This is a genomic window from Lysobacter humi (ex Lee et al. 2017) (assembly GCF_054781815.1).
In genome coordinates this window covers 658,391-675,685 of sequence record NZ_BAAGTR010000012.1, presented here as the reverse complement: position 1 = coordinate 675,685, position 17,295 = coordinate 658,391, and the positions used below count along the sequence as shown (strand labels likewise).

At 68.4% G+C, this 17,295-nt stretch carries 11 protein-coding genes; 5 read left to right on the top strand and 6 right to left on the bottom strand.

Translation table 11 applies throughout. The features are described from left to right. The first annotated feature begins 94 nt into the window (after window positions 1-94). Together ACYVJJ_RS14185 and ACYVJJ_RS14180 are read left to right on the top strand one after the other, a co-directional pair. Window positions 95-679, top strand: coding sequence for a TetR/AcrR family transcriptional regulator (locus ACYVJJ_RS14185; RefSeq protein ID WP_460834522.1), 585 nt, complete (start codon window positions 95-97; stop codon window positions 677-679). A 43-nt stretch (window positions 680-722) separates the two neighbouring features. Further along, the gene (locus tag ACYVJJ_RS14180) at window positions 723-2,522 is read left to right on the top strand and encodes a phosphoenolpyruvate carboxykinase (GTP) (protein WP_460834520.1); all 1,800 of its coding nucleotides are present in this window, start codon (window positions 723-725) and stop codon (window positions 2,520-2,522) included. A 191-nt stretch (window positions 2,523-2,713) separates the two neighbouring features. Here the strand turns inward: ACYVJJ_RS14180 and ACYVJJ_RS14175 are convergent, their stop codons facing one another. From ACYVJJ_RS14175 to ACYVJJ_RS14165, 3 genes are all read right to left on the bottom strand, one after another. Further along, entirely contained in the window at window positions 2,714-3,091 is a 378-nt protein-coding gene (locus tag ACYVJJ_RS14175) for a GFA family protein (protein WP_460834519.1), read from the bottom strand. Between the two features lie 68 nt (window positions 3,092-3,159). After that, window positions 3,160-4,683, bottom strand: a complete 1,524-nt coding sequence (locus ACYVJJ_RS14170; RefSeq protein ID WP_460834517.1) for a sulfotransferase family protein — start codon at window positions 4,681-4,683, stop codon at window positions 3,160-3,162. A gap of 2 nt (window positions 4,684-4,685) precedes the next feature. Next, window positions 4,686-5,636: a class I SAM-dependent methyltransferase gene (locus ACYVJJ_RS14165; protein WP_460834515.1), complete on the bottom strand. Its 951-nt coding sequence runs from the start codon at window positions 5,634-5,636 to the stop codon at window positions 4,686-4,688. Between the two features lie 55 nt (window positions 5,637-5,691). On the opposite strand from ACYVJJ_RS14165, the gene ACYVJJ_RS14160 reads away from it, so the two are divergent. The 3 genes from ACYVJJ_RS14160 to ACYVJJ_RS14150 are packed head-to-tail and all read left to right on the top strand — an operon-like array spanning window position 5,692 to window position 9,354. After that, window positions 5,692-6,213: a hypothetical protein gene (locus ACYVJJ_RS14160; protein WP_460834513.1), complete on the top strand. Its 522-nt coding sequence runs from the start codon at window positions 5,692-5,694 to the stop codon at window positions 6,211-6,213. Between the two features lie 23 nt (window positions 6,214-6,236). After that, a complete protein-coding gene (locus ACYVJJ_RS14155; protein WP_460834512.1) occupies window positions 6,237-8,057 on the top strand; it encodes a putative 2OG-Fe(II) oxygenase in 1,821 nt (606 codons plus the stop codon). Window positions 8,058-8,091: 34 nt separating this feature from the next. After that, a complete protein-coding gene (locus tag ACYVJJ_RS14150) occupies window positions 8,092-9,354 on the top strand; it encodes an aspartyl/asparaginyl beta-hydroxylase domain-containing protein (RefSeq protein WP_460834510.1) in 1,263 nt (420 codons plus the stop codon). Between the two features lie 35 nt (window positions 9,355-9,389). Here the strand turns inward: ACYVJJ_RS14150 and ACYVJJ_RS14145 are convergent, their stop codons facing one another. The 3 genes from ACYVJJ_RS14145 to ACYVJJ_RS14135 form a co-directional block, all read right to left on the bottom strand. Then, the gene (locus ACYVJJ_RS14145) at window positions 9,390-10,985 is read right to left on the bottom strand and encodes a tetratricopeptide repeat-containing sulfotransferase family protein (RefSeq protein WP_460834508.1); all 1,596 of its coding nucleotides are present in this window, start codon (window positions 10,983-10,985) and stop codon (window positions 9,390-9,392) included. Window positions 10,986-11,104: 119 nt separating this feature from the next. Beyond that, on the bottom strand, window positions 11,105-14,071 hold the full coding sequence (locus ACYVJJ_RS14140; RefSeq protein ID WP_460834506.1) for a TonB-dependent receptor domain-containing protein: 2,967 nt from the start codon (window positions 14,069-14,071) through the stop codon (window positions 11,105-11,107). 189 nt (window positions 14,072-14,260) lie between these two features. Beyond that, on the bottom strand, window positions 14,261-17,269 hold the full coding sequence (locus ACYVJJ_RS14135; protein WP_460834504.1) for a TonB-dependent receptor plug domain-containing protein: 3,009 nt from the start codon (window positions 17,267-17,269) through the stop codon (window positions 14,261-14,263). Window positions 17,270-17,295: the final 26 nt, after the last annotated feature.

The following is a 17,295-nucleotide window of genomic DNA, read 5'->3' as shown; positions in this document are numbered from 1 at the left end:
CGATCGGCCCCTGTCAATCGATGGAAAGCGGCCGGAAGCGCGAATTCCTGAATACATACTGTCCCGGCCGCCCCCGTACGGTTAAACTGATCACATGACGACCGACACGCCCGCGAAGTCCGACCGAACCGGGCGCCTCAGCGCCGACGACTGGGCGCAGGCGGCGCTGGACCTGATCGCGGAGCAGGGCGTGGCGGCGGTGGCGGTCGAGCCGCTTGCACGGCGCCTAGGCGTCACCAAGGGGTCGTTCTACTGGCACTTTCCGTCGCGGGAGTCGCTGCTGGTCGCCGCGCTGGAGCGCTGGGAAAAGACCGAGCAGGAGGCGATCTTCGGCCAGCTCGAGGAGATCGCCGACCCGCGCCAGCGCCTGCGCGAGCTGTTCAACCTCGTCGCGCACGAGGTCACCTCGCACATCATCTATTCGGCGCTGCTCAAGGCGCTCGATCATCCGATCGTCGCCCCGGTCATCGGGCGCGTCTCCCAGCGGCGCCTGGAATGGCTCGCCGCGTCCTTCCGGCAGGCCGGGCTGGCACCGACCGACGCGCTGCACCGCGCGCGCCTGGCGTATGCCGCCTACGTGGGTTTCCTGCAGCTCAACCTGCAGCTCAACCAGACCCGCCTGCAGCACGACGAATTCGAGGCCTATGTGGAACACATGATGGCCACGCTGATTCCCTGAGGGATCGGCTGCTCCTTTCTCAAGTACCGACCGGAGGTCCACGATGAACGCCCTCGTACAGGATGTCGCCCACCCGCCGAAACCGGGAGCCGCGACAGGGACCTCCCTCCAGAGCCTCGCGCAGTGGGTCGCCGGCGTCGCCGCGCTCACGCGCCCGGACGCGATCCACTGGTGCGACGGCTCGGATGCCGAGAACGCCGCGCTCATCGCGCAGATGGAGGCCGACGGCACGCTGATCCGCCTCAACGAGCAGACGAACCCGGGCAGCTGGCTGCACCGCTCGCATCCGGACGATGTCGCGCGCGTCGAGCACCTGACCTTCGTCTGCACGTCCAGCCAGGACGACGCCGGCCCGAACAACCACTGGATGGCGCCGGCCGACGGCCATGCGCAGATGGACGCGCTGTTCGACGGCTGCATGGAAGGGCGGACGATGTACGTCATCCCCTACTGCATGGGGCCGATCGACTCGCCGATCTCGCGTTGCGGCGTGGAGATCACCGACAGCCCGTACGTCGTCGCCAACATGCGCATGATGACGCGCATGGGCGCGCCGGCGCTGGCGCGCATCGAGCGCGAGGGCACCTTCGTCCGCGGCCTGCACTCGACGGGCGAACTCGACCCGAACCGCCGCTTCATCATGCATTTCCCCGAAGAGCTGACGATCAAGTCGTACGGCTCGGGCTACGGCGGCAACGCGCTGCTCGGCAAGAAGTGCCATGCGCTGCGCATCGCCTCGCACCAGGCGCGCACCGAGGGCTGGCTCGCCGAGCACATGCTGATCCTCGGCATCGAGAATCCGCAGGGCGAGACGCACTACATCGCCGCCGCGTTCCCGTCGGCCTGCGGCAAGACCAACCTCGCCATGCTGATCCCGCCCGAGGGTTACCGCGAGAAGGGCTGGAAGGTCTGGACGATCGGTGACGACATCTGCTGGATGCGCCCGGGCCCGGACGGCCGCCTGTACGCGATCAATCCGGAGGCGGGCTTCTTCGGCGTCGCGCCGGGCACGTCGGCCGGATCGAACCCGAATGCGCTCGAGACGATCCGCAGGAACACCATCTTCACCAACGTCGGACTGACCGCCGACGGCCAGCCGTGGTGGGAGGGTCTCGACGAAGGCCAGCCCGTCTTTGACTGGCGCGGAAATGACTACAATTGCAACGGCGGTCCCGCCGCGCATCCGAATGCGCGCTTCACCGTCTCGGCCAAGCAGTGCCCGAGCTACAGCGAGAAGGCCGAGGACCCGCAGGGCGTGCCGATCTCCGCGATCGTCTTCGGCGGCCGCCGCGCCTCGCTGGTCCCGCTTGTGTTCGAAGCCCGCGACTGGACGCATGGCGTGCTCGTCGGTGCGGCGATGGGTTCGGAGACCACCGCCGCCGCGACGGGCGCGGTCGGCGTGATGCGCCGCGATCCCATGGCGATGAAGCCCTTCTGTGGCTACAACTTCGCCGACTACTTCGCGCACTGGCTGTCGTTCGACGAAGGCGCCAACAGGCTGCCGAAGATCTTCCACGTCAACTGGTTCCGCAAGGGCGACGGCGGCAAGTTCCTGTGGCCGGGCTTCGGCGACAACCTGCGCGTGCTCGAGTGGATGATCAAGCGCGTCGAAGGGCGGGCCGATGCGGTGGAGACACCGATCGGCGCGCTGCCGCGCGAGGTCGATCTCGACCTCGACGGCGTGACGCTCTCCGACGAAGCCCGCGAGAAGCTGTTCGGCTTCGACCGTGCCGGCTGGAGCGCCGAGTTCGAATCGATCGGCGACTACCTGCGCGAGTACGGCCCGCGCATGCCGCAGGCGCTGCATGACGAGCAGCAGCGGATCGCGCAGCAGCTGCGCTGATCCGCGCTGCACCTCGGCGAAACGGTGGCCTGCGGGCCGCCGTTTCGTTTGAAGCCGCGCCGTCGGCGTCGGGGAACTCGCGATGCCCGGACAGGGCATCGCCCGCAGTTGGGGTCCACATCCGCTGGCGCTCGGCCCGTGGGCCGGCACGCGGGCTCATCGTGGGCGCCCGGGTCGCCGTCGCCGTCCGATCAGGGCCGCTGTGGCGCGTCGTCGGCGATCGCGTAGTAGTCGCCCTTGTCGGCGACGAAGATGTGCATGGCGAGGTGCGTACGGGTCGGCGCCTCCAGCGCGCCCATCGCCACCGCAATCCTGCCCTGCCCCAGGGGTTTCCAGAACAGGGCGGAGCCGCAGGTCGAGCAGAATCCGCGGCGCACCTTCTCGGACGAGGCATACCAGGTCAGGCGGTCATCGCCCTCGACGTGCAGGTCGTGCTCGGCGACGTCGGTCGAGGCCCAGACATGGCCCGAGGCCCTGCGGCACTGCGAGCAATGGCAGGCGTCGGGCGGCGCGAGCTCGCCGCGGATCTCGAAGCGCACGGCACCGCATAAGCAGGATCCGCGATGCATGACAGGCCTCCGCTAGGGGAGATGCGAGGCTAATAGCCCAGCGCGCAGCGAGCGTAGGCGGCCGCGGCTCAGACGTCGCGATCGCGCACCGTGTCGTCGACCTCGATACCCGCGGCGCGCAGCTCGCGGACCAGCGGCGCCAGGTGACGCTCGTAGCGCTTCCAGCGACCCGACGCGCTCGTATTGAGCGGCTGGCGCACCTGCCAGTAACTCGCCGTCTTGACCGTGTTGCCGAGCTCGTGGAACGACAGGCAGCGCTCGTCCCACGGTAGGCCGAGGAACTCGAGCAATCGCGCCAGATGGGGGCGCGGGTCGGCGACGAAGGCGTCGTACTCGAAGTCGAGGATGTCTTCGGGGTACAGCGCCTTCCAGTGCGCCATCAGCGCACGGTACTGCCCGTAGTAGTGGCCGATGTCGGCAAGATCCGCCGAATAGCCTGCCACCTGCAGGTGCAGGTGCTGCATGAAGACCGACAGGCCGTTGTCGACCGGGTGGCGGATCGTGTGGACGATCCTCGCGCGCGGGAACATCCGCTTGATGAGCCCGACCAGCATGAAATTGTCGGGCCGCTTGTCGGTGATGTAGCGATCGCCCGCGGCGTCGGGGAACAGACGCAGCAGGTGCGCGCGGTAGTCCTTCGCGAGCTCGGCGTCCCGCACGGGGTCGGGCGACGCCATCGACTGCGGGAACGGCGCGAGCCGCTCGACGGCCAGCCGCGGCAGGAAGTCGAGCTCGCCGCCCGCCGTCACCTGGGGATGCGAGCCGAGCACCTGCTCGATCAGCGTGGAGCCCGATCGCCACATACCGAGGACGAAGAGCGGCTCCGGCGAAGTGGGCGCCGCATCCGCCTGCGCCGGCGTCGCGAAGGCCTCGCGCATCGCGGCCATCGTGGCTTCCATGCGAGGCCGGTCGTAGCGCCGACCGTGCTCGCGGACGAGCCAGCGGTTCGCACGTGCGAACGCATCGAAGGCCGCGTCGTGCGCGCCGAGCTTTTCGAACGTCTGCCCGAGTGCGAACAGCACGTTCGCGCGGACAAGGATGCTGGTGGGCGCCGCAGCCGCGGCCTGCAGGCGCGCGATGACGGGATCGTCGACGCCCGCGGGCGGTGCGAGCCGCGCGCTGCGGGCGAGCGCCTCGTACTGCAGCTCGGCATCGCGCCCGCCGCGACCCGCTTCGCCGACGGCGATCGCGCGCGCGTAGATCGCGAGCGCCTCGTCGCGCCGGCCCTGCTCCTCGTGCAGGTTGCCCAGGTTGAGCAGGGCGGGCAGGTAGTCGGGATTCAGCGCGATCGCCGCGTCGAGCTCACGCGCGGCATCGTCGTCGCGCCGCAGGTGGTCCGAATAGATGACGCCGCGGTTGACGTGCACCTCCTCGGCCCGTGACACGCCACGCGCGAGCGCCTCGCCGTACGCCGCGAGGGCGTCGTCGTAGCGACCGTCGGCTTTCAGGAGGTAGCCGAACTCGTACCAGCGCTCGGCGTCCGCGGGCCGCAGCTCGAGCCCGCGGCGGAACGCGTCGATCGCGGCGGCACGCGCGCCCTGGCGCTGCAACTGGGACGCCTGCGCGAACAGGCGATCGGCTTCCGTGTTCATGCTCAGGCGCGGTGCATGACCAGCTGCCAGCCGACGAGGCTGGTTCCCGCGTGATGCAGCGGCAGGCGCTCGATCAGGCTGAAACCGGCATCGGCGGCCTGCTGCTGCAGCGTGTCCATCTGCGCCTCGGTGAGCGAGTGGTCGAGCAGGTCACGCATGCGGGCGACCGACTCGCGCAGGGACCGCTCGGCGCGGTCGACGTCGAGCGCCACCGCCTGCGCATTCACCTGCTTGCGAGCTTCCAGCAGCTTCTGGACGCTGTCGAGCGCGACGCCGAGCACGCGGCCGCCACCGGCCTGCAACGCGACTTCGCGCGCCGCGCGGACCGTGCGGATCGCCTCGCGCAGCTCGTCGGCGACGGACTGGGTGGTCTGCGGCACGATCTGCTCCATGGCGACCAGGCGCTGCAGGCGGCGGAAGATCTTCGTCTCGTTGAAGACGAGTTCTCCTTCGCGCACGGACACCCGAGCGCTTCGCGCAAGGACCGAGCCGGCGTGGTGGATGACGAACTGCGCATCGCCGCCCGCGCGGAGCACGCGGTGCACCTCGGCGAGCGCACGGCGCACATCGCTGTATTCGAGTGCGTACTGGCCCGACACGGCATCGAACGCGCCGTCGTCGAAGGGCAGGCGCTCGGTGGCGGTACCCGGGTGGAACGTGATGCCGGCGAGGCGACGGGCGCCGTCGGGCACCACGCGGACCGGATCGGTCGTCGCCAAATCGCTGCCATGGATCTCCCAGGACACGCCGAGCGATGCCGCGGTCTCGCGTGCGATGAGCGCGACGGCGCCGTTGCCGGTGCCCACGTCGAGCACGCGGGCACCGTCCGGGAGCGTCGAGAAGAACTGGACCCAGGCGTCGCGCACCTCGAGGTCGTAGCCGCCGTCGGCGGCGGTCGGGCACGTCGCGATCGCGCCTCCGCGATGCACGGTTTCCCAGTCTGTGGCGCTCAAATCGCTTCACTCCCGCAAGGCTTGCCCTAGTATAGGGACGCATCCCGCCAAACCCATGCGTCCGCGCCGTGCGCCGGGCGCCGCCGAGGCCGCCGTCGCGATGAGCCGTATCCAGATCCTGCTGACCTTCCTCGCCCTGTCGTCCGCCGGCTTCGCCAGCGCCGCGGGCCATCCCTGCGCGGACGTCCGCGATGCCGGCGAGCGTCTGGCCTGCTACGACCGTGCATTTCCGCCGGTCGCCGGCGCGGCGGGGCAGGTCGTGGATGTGGAAGCCCAGCGTGCGCAGGCCCTGCGCGACTTCGGCCTCAATCGCGAGCAGCTGCGCGAGAAGGATCCGGCGCGGATGCGCGAGCTCGCACCGGGCCGGATCGAGGCGGGCGTCGTGCGGGTGTCGACGACCGCGGAGGGCAAGCGCGTCGTCACGCTCGACAACGGGCAGACGTGGCTCCTGACGGAGAACACGTCGCGCGGGGACATCCGCAGCGGGCACCGCGTTGTCGTCCGCGAGGCGGCGCTCGGCACGTTCATGCTCGTCACGCAGGGCGGCATCGCGCTACGCGCGCGCCGCACCCGCTGAGGTAGCGCGCACGGGGCAGGCACGTGGGCGACGCACAGCCGCCTCCGGCCGCGGTCCACGCCGTCGAGCAGATCTTCGCGCTGCTGCGCGCGGGCGCCAACGAATCGGCCCTGCGCCTGGCGACGGACCTGGTGCGTGGCCTGCCCACGTGGGCCCAGGCGCATCATGCGCACGCACTCGCGCTCGCATCGACCGGTGCCCATGCCGCGGCGGACGCCGCCTTCGTGCGGGCACGGCAGCTCGCTCCGCACGAGCCAAGCATTCTCGCCAACTTCGCGGTGCACGCACGCCGGCGCGGGCACTTCGCAAAGGCACTGGAATGCCTCGAGCAGCGCACGCGCCTCGCGCCGCGCGATGCCGCCGCATGGATCGACCTCGGGCATACGGCGCTGCGCGCGGGCCAGCCGCTGCGCGCGATCGAGGCGCTCGAACGCGCCGTGGAACTCGACGGCACAGCGGCGCGCGCCTGGCATCTCCTCGGCAACGCCTGCCGGGAAGCGGAGCGTCTCGAAGCGGCGGAACATGCGTTCCGCACCTGCGTGCAACGTGATCCGGCGCAATGGACCGCCTGGATCAATCTGGGCGCGGTCCTGCGTCGCGCAGGGCGGCCCGACGAGGCCCTCGCGGTGTTCCGCCGGGTGCACGAGGCCGGCCACGGCGGCGCCGAGCTCTACGACGCCTGGGCCGGCGCGCTTCTCGACACGGGGGACGTCGAGGGCGCGCTCCGGATGGCGACGCAGACGGTGCAGTGCTATCCGGCCTTCGTGCCCGGTCACGTCACCCTCGCGCACCTTGCCTGGGAGCACCTCCCGGGCGACGCCGCCCTCGATGGCTTCCGCGCCGCGGCGCGCGCGCAGCCCGCAAACGGGGAGCTGCGTGCGGCGCTCGCGCGTTGGCTGATCGCCGCAGGTCGCGCCCCGGAGGCGGTCGACGAGGTACGCGCGCTGCGCAGCAACGTCGACGACCCCGCACTCGTCCACCTCGAAGCCGACGCACTCGACGCCGCAGGGCGGCACCATGACGCGGCGCCCCTCTACCGCTCGCTCCATGCCGGCTGGGGCGCCGCGCGGCCTACGCTATTGAACGCGTACGCGCGTCACCTGCTGCGCACCGGCGATGCGCCGGGCGCCGCGAGCGTGGTCACCCGATGCACGCAGGTGGCTCCCCACAACCAGGAAGCCTGGGCCTACCTCGCGACGGCCTGGCGCCTTCTCGGCGATCCGCGTGAAGCGTGGCTGTGCGACTGGGAGCGCCTGGTCGCCGTGCTAGACATCGGTTTGCCCGACATGCGGGATGGCCTGCGCGTCAAGCTTGAGTCACTCCACCGTGCGCATCGCGAACCCCGGCAGCAGAGCGTGCGCGGCGGGACCCAGACCGCGGGGCGGCTGTTGCAGCGCCGCGATCCCGTTCTGGCGGCGGCGCGCGACCATCTGGTCGGTGCCGTGGAGCGCTGGCTCGGTGGGCTTCCCGGCGACCCGGCGCATCCGTTCCTCGCGCGCAACACCCGGCGCGTGACGGTCGGTGGCTCCTGGTCCGTCCGCCTCCGGTCGTCCGGAATGCATGCCAATCACATCCATCCCGAGGGCTGGATCAGCTCCGCCTACTACGTCGCGTTGCCGCCCTCGGTCCGGGACGCCACCACGCCGGGCGAAGCCGGCTGCATCGGCTTCGGAGAGCCTCCGGCGGAGCTCGGCCTGACCCTGCCGCCGCGCCGCATCGTGCGCCCTGCCGAGGGGCGACTGGTCTTGTTCCCGTCCTACCTCTGGCATGGCACCCGTCCATTCCATGACGATGTCGCGCGGCTCACCATCGCCTTCGACATGACGCCGGCGCCCTATCCCTGACCGCGCGCCCCATCTTCCGTTTCCGAGATCCGACGTGACCAATATCGCCCCCCTGCTGCAGGCCGCGTCGACCGCGGTCCAGCGCGGCCAATGGACCGAGGCCGAGCGCCTGTGGATGCGCGTGATCGAGATCGCGCCGGAGCACCCGTCCGCCCGTCAGGGGCTCGGCGCCCAGGCGTTCCGGCGGGGCGAGCTCGATGCCGCCCGCGCGCATCTCGAGGCGGCGAGGCGCGGCGCCCCCCGGGATCCGACGATCGCGATGTCGCTGGCAGTCGTTCGACGCCAGCTCGGTGATGGGGAGGGCGAGCTGAAGGCGATCGAAGACGCCTTGGTCGCCGAACCCTATTTTCTGCCGGCCCTGCTTGCCCGTGGCGATTGCCTCGAGCGCCGTGGGCGCATCCGTGCGGCGGCGGCGGCCTACTCCAATGCGCTAAAGGCCGCGCCGCCCGAGCCGGCATGGCCGCAGCCGTTGCGCGCTCAACTCGCGCATGCACGCGAAGTCGCCACGCAGCACGGCCGTGCGCTCTCGGCCTTCCTCGCCGAGCGCATGGGCGTGCGTCTCGCCGGGCTGGGGGCGTTCGAAGGGGAGCGCTGGCGGGAGGCGGCGTCGATCCTCAGCGGCCAGTCGCGCCCGTACCACGCCGAGTGCGTTCGCCTGCACGTGCCGCGCCTGCCCGCGATCCCGTTCTTCGATCGTCGTGATTTCCCATGGGTGGAGGCGCTCGAAGCGCAGACCGCAGCGATCCGGACCGAACTCGAAGGCGTCCTGGCCCGCCAGGCGGAACAGTTCCAGCCCTACGTCGCGTATCCCGCGGGTGCGCCTGTGAACCAATGGACTGAGCTCAATCACTCGCGTCGCTGGAGCAGCTATTTCCTCTGGCGCGACGGCTCGCCGATCGCGGAGGCGCAGGCCGAATGCCCGGTGACGACGGCAGCGCTCGAGGCCGTCGGCATGGCCGACATCGGCGGTCTCTGCCCGAACGCCATGTTCTCCGCGCTCGCCCCCAAGACGCACATCCCGCCGCATCACGGCGAGACGAACGCACGCCTCGTCGTCCACCTGCCGCTGGTGGTGCCGCCGCGGTGCAGCTACCGCGTCGGGTTCGAGCGGCGCGAGTGGAAGGTCGGCGAGGTACTGATCTTCGACGACTCCATCGAGCACGAAGCACGCAATGACAGCGACGAGCTGCGCGTCGTACTGATCTTCGATATCTGGAACCCGCTGCTCTCGGCGGACGAGCGCGAGATGATGAAGACGCTCTCGGCCGCTGCGCGCGAGTTCCACGCCGAGCCCTAAGGCCGACGCCGTACGCCAGGCCTACGGGGAAGGGGTCATCCGATCGCGATACCTGCCGCTTCGAGGCGCCGCCGGATCGGAGCGAGCCCTTCGGCGTGCAGCGACCATTTTCCGACCGAGCCCGTATGCACGGGCTCGCGGACCTGCGTCGCGCTCGCGGTCATCGACGCGCGGCTCAGCGCCGACTCGTCCACCGCCGCAACGCGATCCAGATCGCACCAGTCCATCACGCGCTGCAGCTCGCGATCCGGATCGCCCACCAGGTCCTCGTAGTGCACATCGAGGACCGTACCGGGCATTGCCGCATGCCAGTGCTGCATGAGCGAGCGGTAGACGAGGTAGTACTCGGCGAGTTCGTCCTGGTCGTAGGAGAACGGATACGCATTCGCGAACATCGCCTTGTAGACCGCGTAGCACGTGTCCATCGGGTCGCGAACGAGATGCAGGATTTTCGCCTTCGGCAATGCCTTCGCGATCATCCCGCAGTACATGTAGTTGATCGGCATCTTGTCGACGAACCGCGGCGCACCGGCCGCGGCTTGTCGCGCGGTGTCCATGTAGTCGCGCCCGAGCGACGCGTAATCGATGCGCAGCGCCGCCTGCGCGGGCGTGAGCTCCGGGGCAGTCGCGAGGACCTCGCCCGCCGCAGTACCCAGCAGCTGGCCGAAATCGGGCAGCTCGCCCGCCGAGGCGACGCCCGCATGGCGCGCGAGCAGGTACTCGAGCAGGGTGGTTCCCGTGCGCGGCATGCCGACGATGAAGATCGCGCCCTCGCCCTCATCGCCCGGTGCAATGGCGCCGAGCGCGTCCGCCGTGAAGGTCTCCGAGATCGCCGCGATGGACGCGCGTTCCGCGGCCGGGTCATGCGACAGGGTGGCGCGCTTCAGGCGCGCGCCTTCGGTCAGTGCCCCGAACGATGCATCGTGCTCGCCGAGGTCCTCGAGTTCCTTCGCCAGTGCGTAGAAGTAGGACGCGCGGTTGTCTTCGGACAGGTCGTTGCGGGTGAGCGCCTGCCGGAGCGCATCGACATGATTGCGTTCAGGCGTCTGGCGACGCGCGGTCGCGCGGATGTACGCGGCATGCCCGCGCCGAGGCGCGCGCGCAAGGAGTTCGTCGAACGTGGCCTCGGCTGCATCGGCGTTTCCCGAGAAGAACAGCGACGTGCCGAGGTCGTAGAGCAGGGCAGGGTCGTCGATCGACCTCGCGGCCTCACGGAAACGCGTGCTCGCCGTCAGCGGATCCCCGCAGCGCGAGTGAATGCGGCCGATCGCCCAGAGCGCCTGCCGGTTGCCGCCGGCCAGTGCATACGCGCGCTCGGCGGCTTCGATCGCGCGTCGACGCTGGCGCGCGTTCGCGAGGATGTCCGCCTGGCGCAGGTACAGCGGTAGGGATCCGGGCGCTGCCTCCGCCGCTGCATCGATGGCCGCGACCGCACGCGAGGTGTCGCCTGCAGCCACTGCAAGCTCCGCTTCCAGAAAGCGCACTTCGGGATGCGACGGGAAGTCGGCCGAAACACGCCGATGCAGCTCCGCGGCGTCCTCGAACTGTTGCTGCTGCAGGAGCGCGAGAGCGGCCATGACCGCCTGTCGGGCAGCCGGCGAAAGATCGTGGATGGGGGCGGGGCGGGACATCGAAGCTCCGGGGAACACGCATGCGCTTGGAGCGCCATTGTAGGAGTGAAGCCATCGGCCACCCAAAAAAAGAGCGGCGGGCACGAGGCCCGCCGCTCCGGTACTGCGACAGCGACGACTTAGAAGCGGAAGGTGACGCTACCGAAGAAGTAGCGGCCCGCCTGGTCGTAACCACCCGGCGCGTTGCCGTTGGTCGGAGCCAGGGCGCCACCGATCATCGGCGGCTCCTTGTCGGCGATGTTGTTGACGCCCAGGGTAACTTCCGCGGTCTCGCCCAGGAAGATCGAGCCCGAGAGGTCGATGTAGTTCTGGGCAGAGACACCCCCTGAACCGCGGCAGGGCGCGCCGGACGGAACCGGCGTGCCGACGGCACAGGTCAGGCGGTCGGCGACAAGCGGCGCACCGGTCGTCTCATTGCGATACTCGAGCTCGTCGAAGTAGCGCCAACGCAGATTCACCGTCCACGAGTCACGCGCGTAACGGAGGCCAGCGATGTGACGCCATTCATTCTGCTGGCAACTCGCCGTGATCAGGCCAGCACAGTCATACGGCGCCACATTGCCGGGGACCAGGTCGAACTCGGTCTCAAGCATGTAGGTACCGTTGAAGAAGGTCGAGAAGCGACCGCCCAGCATGTCCCAGCGATAGTTGGCACTGAGGTCGATGCCACGGAAGTGCAGCTCGCCGAGATTGACAGTGTGGTTGTCGACGTAGCCCGACGTCGCCAGATCCTGACCACGGTGGATGTCGAACGTCAGCGGGTTGCGGCGCACGCGCTGGCAGAAGAACGGGTCGCCTGTCGCCGCACACTGGGCGAGGATCGTGTTGGCGCCGATCGTGCCGATGCGGTTCTCAAGCGTGATGTCGAAATAGTCGACCGCCACCTGCAGGTTCTTGATGGGCGTCAGCACGACACCGAACGTGAACGTATCGCCTTCCTCTGGCGTCAGGTTCTGGTTGCCACCGATGAACTGGTTGTACTGGCCCGCAGCGTTGTCCGGAACCAGGCCATAGCGAGCCAGTGGTACGCCGGTGTTGAGGCACTGCTGCGCCGTAGCGGTCGGCGTCGCGCCTGCGCACGGGTCGGCGCCCGCGAAGAGCGCGATCTGGTCACCGGCGAAGAGTTCGCCGATGTTGGGAGCGCGGATCGCATGGTTGAAGCCGGTGCGGATGCGGAACATGCCAAAGTCGCTGGTCAGACCGACCTTCCACGTGTGGGCGCGACCGGAGCGGTCGTAGTCCGACAGGCGGTAGCCAAGCTCGAGGCCCATGTCCTTAATGAAGCCCGCGTCCTTGAGCAGCGGCACCGCGGACTCGAGGAACACTTCGGCAACGCTGATCTTGCCGCTCAGCGGCAGTGCGGGGCCACCTGCACCAGCGAAGTTGCCTTCCTGGCTGTCAAGGTCGGACTGGCTGCGATACGACTCCTCACGGTAGCCGGCACCCATGACAAGCTGGATGTCTTCCTCGACCCACGGGAAACCAACGCCCGTGTCACCGCTTACGAAAGCGTTGAACTCCGTGATCTGCGTATTGGTCTTATTGAAGCTGATGCCCGACAGCGCGGCAGCCGCCTCAGGCGTCACGCCGCCCGGCACGAAGACGTTGTACGGCAGGCAGCCCGTAAAGGTGCCGGTACCGCCCAGGCCATCGTTATTGCCGCTCGCGTCAAACGTCGGTTCGCGGCAGCCGAGGATGCCCGACACGATGCGATCGTTGAGGAAGTCGTTGAAGCCTTGCGTGTCCTGGCTGGTCTGGCCATACAGGAATGAAGTGTTGTACATCCAGCCTTCGCCGAGGTCGCCTTCGACGCCCGCAACGATGCGGAACGTGTTGGTTTCCGTGTCGGTGCGGCGCGGGCCACCTTCGATGTTGCGCTTTGCGACGTAGATGTTGATCGGCTGCGTCGGGTCGGCACCGAGATCGGCGCAGAAGTCACCGAGCACCGGGTTCGCGCAGCTCAGTGCAGGCAGCGCGGTGAAGAACGCACCAGACTCGGCGATCTGGATCGAGCTGCGCTTGTTGACGTACATCGCCTCGACGAACGGGCGGAAGTGCTCGTTGATCTCGTACTTCAGCACGGTGCCGAACGTATAACGCTCGTCGGGGCGCTGGTAGTAGTTGATCGGCGCGAAGTTGTACGGTGCGCCGTATGCATCGGAGAACGTGCCGTCAGGATTGATCGTCGCCGACGTCCCGAAGCTGATCGAGCTCGGATCAGCCGGGTCCAGCTGGTACGCGTAGAAGTTGCCCGCCGCGTTGGTGTTCGAGCCACCACAGGACAGGCCATTGGTAGCCAGGGCGCACGCGGAGTAGTCGCGCTCCCCCTGGAAAAGCGCTTCGTTCTTGCGCCATGTAGCCCAGCCCATCGCATGGCCGCGGCCGTCTGCGAACGAGCTGCCGACCACGAGATCGATGTTGCGGGAGATGCCGCTGAAGCCCGAGTCACCGTCCGGCGTGTTGAAGCCCTTAGCGCGAAGCAGGCCCTGGATGTACTCGTTGTCGTTCTTGTGCTGGTACGCCGAGTAGCCTGCCGAGATCGACACGCCCTCGAACTCGTCGTCGAGGATGAAGTTAACGACGCCTGCGATCGCGTCGGAGCCATAGACCGCCGAGGCACCACCGGTAAGCAGATCGGTGCGAGCGATAGCGGCTGCCGGGACGATCGAGATGTCGCGGGCACCGGTGACCGACCCCTCGGGGAGGCGATAACCGTTCACCAGCGTCAGCGTGCGCTGCGGGCCGAGGTTGCGCAGGTCGACCGTCGCGTAGCCAGTCGCGCCATTGTTCTGGAACGAGTCGAACGTCGGCGACAGCTGTGGGTACTGGTTCAGCAGGTCTTCGGGGCGGGTCGCACCGGAGTACTGGAACTCTTCCTTCTGGATCTCAGCGACGGGCGTCGCGGAGGTGACGGTCTGGCTCTGGATGCGCGTACCCGTCACGACGAGCGTGTCGAGCGTATCGGCGTCCTGCTCACCCGCCTGCTGCTCCTGGGCGAGGGCGGAGCCCGTGCCGAAAGCGGCCGTGGCGCCCACGACCAACGCGAAGGTGATCGCGTCGCGGAGCTTGGTGGTCTTAAAGGTCATCTCTCTCTCCAAGTGGTTCTTGGTATTTCCCATGGGAACCCCACCGGTCAAGAGCCCTCAGCCGGTCAGGTCTCCCCGATGGTAGCCGGCGTGGAGAAGGAATTAAAGGGTCGTTAAACGTGGGTCCCTGTTCACAAAAAAGGCGGCCCCGTTACCGGGGCCGCCTTCAGAGCCGGATAGCCGGAGCTATCAGAACTTCTGCGTGTAACGCAGGTACATGAAGCGACCGATGTCGAAGCCGCCGTAGTACGACACATTGGCGCTCGGCTGCGTATACATCACCGGACCCTTGTGATCGAACGCATTGTTGGCGCCGACGGCGACGGTGGCATTCCACGGCGCGTTCCAGCGGAGCTGAATGTCGTGGAACGTGTTCGAGCCGACCACCCGACGACGCGTCAGCTGGCTGACCGGCTCACCCGCGGTGGTGAGCGCACCCGTCGGAGCGAACAGGATCTCGTTGCACTCCAGGTTCGCTTCGGTCACGCCCGGGACGAAGTAGGTGCAGCCTTCCTTCATGCCCGAGTAGTAACGCGCGCTCCAGCTGGCGCCGAAGGAACCACGCTCCCAGCTCACGTTCGAGTTCGAACGCACGCGGAAGAAGTTCGCGAAGCCCGTTGCCGACAGCGGATAACGCGGGTCGTTCGTCGAGATCGTGATGTCGCGGACGGTGTACGTCGAGTTCGACGACAGCGTGAAGTTGCCGAAGTTCTCCGTCTTGAAGCGGTAGGAGACGTCGAAGTCGAAGCCTTCCGTCTTGCGGTAACCGGCGTTGCGGCCACCGAAGGACAGGAAGTTGACGTAGCCGAGCGCCGGATCACGCGTGAACAGCGCCGGCGAGCAGCGGCTGGCGATGCCCTGCACGTAGCAGTCGTTCAGGATCGTCTGCGGGGAGTCCGCCACGATCGTGTCCTTGATGCGGATCTTCCACCAGTCGAGCGCGACGTTGAAGCCGGAGAGGAACGTGGGGCTCCACACGAAGCCGATCGTCTGCGACTTCGAGATTTCCGGCGTCAGCGTCGGATTGGAACCCGACTTGAACGCGACGGGCGTCTGCGCGTTCGGCGAGCCGACCGGGACGAAGCCCTGGCCGAGCTGGCGGAACGTATTGCCGAGCGCGCCCAGCGCGTTCTGGCCGCCGACACCGTTGACGCAGTTCGCGCGCACCGGCGTGCCCGCCGTGGACGAACCCAGAAGCACGTCGCAGGGGTCGGTGTAGAACGAGAACGTGTCGGACGTGCCGCCGTACAGATCATTGATCGTCGGCGCGCGGAACCCGTCGGCGACGGTGCCGCGGAGCAGCAGCGACTCGATCGGCTTCCACTTCAGCATGAACTTGTTGTTCGTGGTCTCGCCGAACGTGTCGAAGTCCGAGTAGCGGCTCGCGAGGTTGACCGTCAGCTCGCGCGCGAACGGCATGTCGGCGAGGATCGGAATCTCAAGCTCGGCGTAAACCTCGTCGACCGCATAGCCGCCGCCCGTCGGGCCAGAGGCGAGGTTGGTCGAGCCTGCGGTAACAGCGAGTGCGTCGGGGACGAACGAGCCGTCTTCCTTGCGGTTCTCGACGCCAATCGCGAAGCCGAGGTCGCCGGCCGGCAGTTCGACGATGCTGCCCGTCAGGTTGGCGGCGATGACCTGCGTGGTCGTCTCACCCGTAGCGTGCTCTTCCTGGAACAGGTAGTTCTGAAGGGCGGTGTTGCCCGTCAGGCCGCCCTGGCCGACGACGCCGAAGGGCAGGTAAGGGTTGAACGGCACGCAGCCCGCGATCGGGGCAGCCGCCGTGCCGCAGCGCACCTGGCCGGTGGCCGGGTCGAGGAACGACGGGCCGACAGCCGCGCGCGTATTGGCGAGGTTGAGGTTGCCGTACGTGCTCTGCACCAGCTTGCTGTTGTTGTACTGGTAGCTCACGTCCCAGTCGAACGGGCGATCGAACAGCTCGAAGCTGCCCTCGAAGACGCCGGCGAAGCGGTAGGTGGTCAGGTCCGCGGTGGTGACGCGCGGCACTTCCCACGTACGGCGCCACCAGTTGCTGATGGTCTGGCCGGGGAACGGGTTGAAGTAGCTCGCACCCGACATCGGCGTGGCGAACGACGCCGCCTGCATCGGGTAGCCGGCAACCTGGCGCTCGCTCGAGCGGAAGTTGTAGAGCATTTCCGAACGGAAGCGGATGTTGTCGGTGATCGCGAGGTCGCCGTTTACGAACAGCGAGCGACGCTCGAGCGGCGTGCGCAGGTCGGTCTGCAGGTTCGTGTTCGACTTGTCGGCGATCGAGCCCGGAACGCAGCCCGTGGCCGCAGTCACGCCGGCCGCGGTGCAGGAACCGGTGTTGGTGTTCTGCGCGCGGTAGTCAGCCGGATTGCGCGGGTTGCCGCCCTCGCGCAGCACGACGCGCGTGCCGGTCGGAACGCCCGGGACCGGGGTGGTCGCCGTGGTGACGAAGCCACCGAACTGGCCGACGGTCGTCCAGTTGTCGGTCGGGTGGTAGCTCGAGCGCGGGAAGGCGCTGAAGTCGCGGTCCGAGGAGGCGACGCGATCTTCGCGGACCCACTCGGCGCCCATCGTGACCGAGCCCTTGTCACCGCCGAAGCCGGTGATGAACTCGCCGCGCGTGATCGCGCCGTCGCCTTCGTCGTACTGGCCGTAGTACACGGTCGCAGCCGCGCCGTCGTAGTTCGAGCGCGTGATGATGTTGATCACGCCCGCGATCGCGTCGGAGCCGTAGATCGACGACGCACCGTCCTTAAGGACTTCGATGCGCTCGACCGAGACGGCCGGGATCTGCGCGACGTCGACCAGGCCGCTCGTGGTTGCCGGCAGGCGACGACCATTGACCAGGATCAGGGTGCGCTGCGCGCCGAGGTTACGCAGGCTGATGAACGTACCGCCTGCGGCTTCACCGGCCGAGAGCGGTGCAGCGCGGCTGATCGGCGGCGTACCGGTCGCACTGATGTTCTGCAGGATGTCGGCGACCGACTGGAAGCCCTGCTTCTCGATGTCCTGACGCGAGATCGTGAGGACGGGCTGCGCGGTTTCGATATCCACCGAGCGGATGCGCGAGCCGGTGACCTGCACGCGGTCGAGCGTGGTGGCTTCGCCCTCGGCGGGCTGTGCAACTGGAGTCTGCGCGGACGCAGCACCCGCTGCGCCGAAAGCAAGCGCGAAGCACACGGCATCGCGCAAGGGGTTGGTACGGAACATCGTGAATCCTCCGATCGGATGGGGTC

Excerpts from the sequence above, each read along its gene's own strand:
- ACYVJJ_RS14185 (WP_460834522.1), top strand. The coding sequence starts at position 95 with ATGACGACCGACACGCCCGCGAAGTCCGACCGAACCGGGCGCCTCAGC.
- ACYVJJ_RS14180 (WP_460834520.1), top strand. The coding sequence starts at position 723 with ATGAACGCCCTCGTACAGGATGTCGCCCACCCGCCGAAACCGGGAGCC.
- ACYVJJ_RS14175 (WP_460834519.1), bottom strand. The coding sequence starts at position 3,091 with ATGCATCGCGGATCCTGCTTATGCGGTGCCGTGCGCTTCGAGATCCGC.
- ACYVJJ_RS14170 (WP_460834517.1), bottom strand. The coding sequence starts at position 4,683 with ATGAACACGGAAGCCGATCGCCTGTTCGCGCAGGCGTCCCAGTTGCAG.
- ACYVJJ_RS14160 (WP_460834513.1), top strand. The coding sequence starts at position 5,692 with ATGCGTCCGCGCCGTGCGCCGGGCGCCGCCGAGGCCGCCGTCGCGATG.
- ACYVJJ_RS14145 (WP_460834508.1), bottom strand. The coding sequence starts at position 10,985 with ATGTCCCGCCCCGCCCCCATCCACGATCTTTCGCCGGCTGCCCGACAG.
- ACYVJJ_RS14140 (WP_460834506.1), bottom strand. The coding sequence starts at position 14,071 with ATGACCTTTAAGACCACCAAGCTCCGCGACGCGATCACCTTCGCGTTG.
- ACYVJJ_RS14135 (WP_460834504.1), bottom strand. The coding sequence starts at position 17,269 with ATGTTCCGTACCAACCCCTTGCGCGATGCCGTGTGCTTCGCGCTTGCT.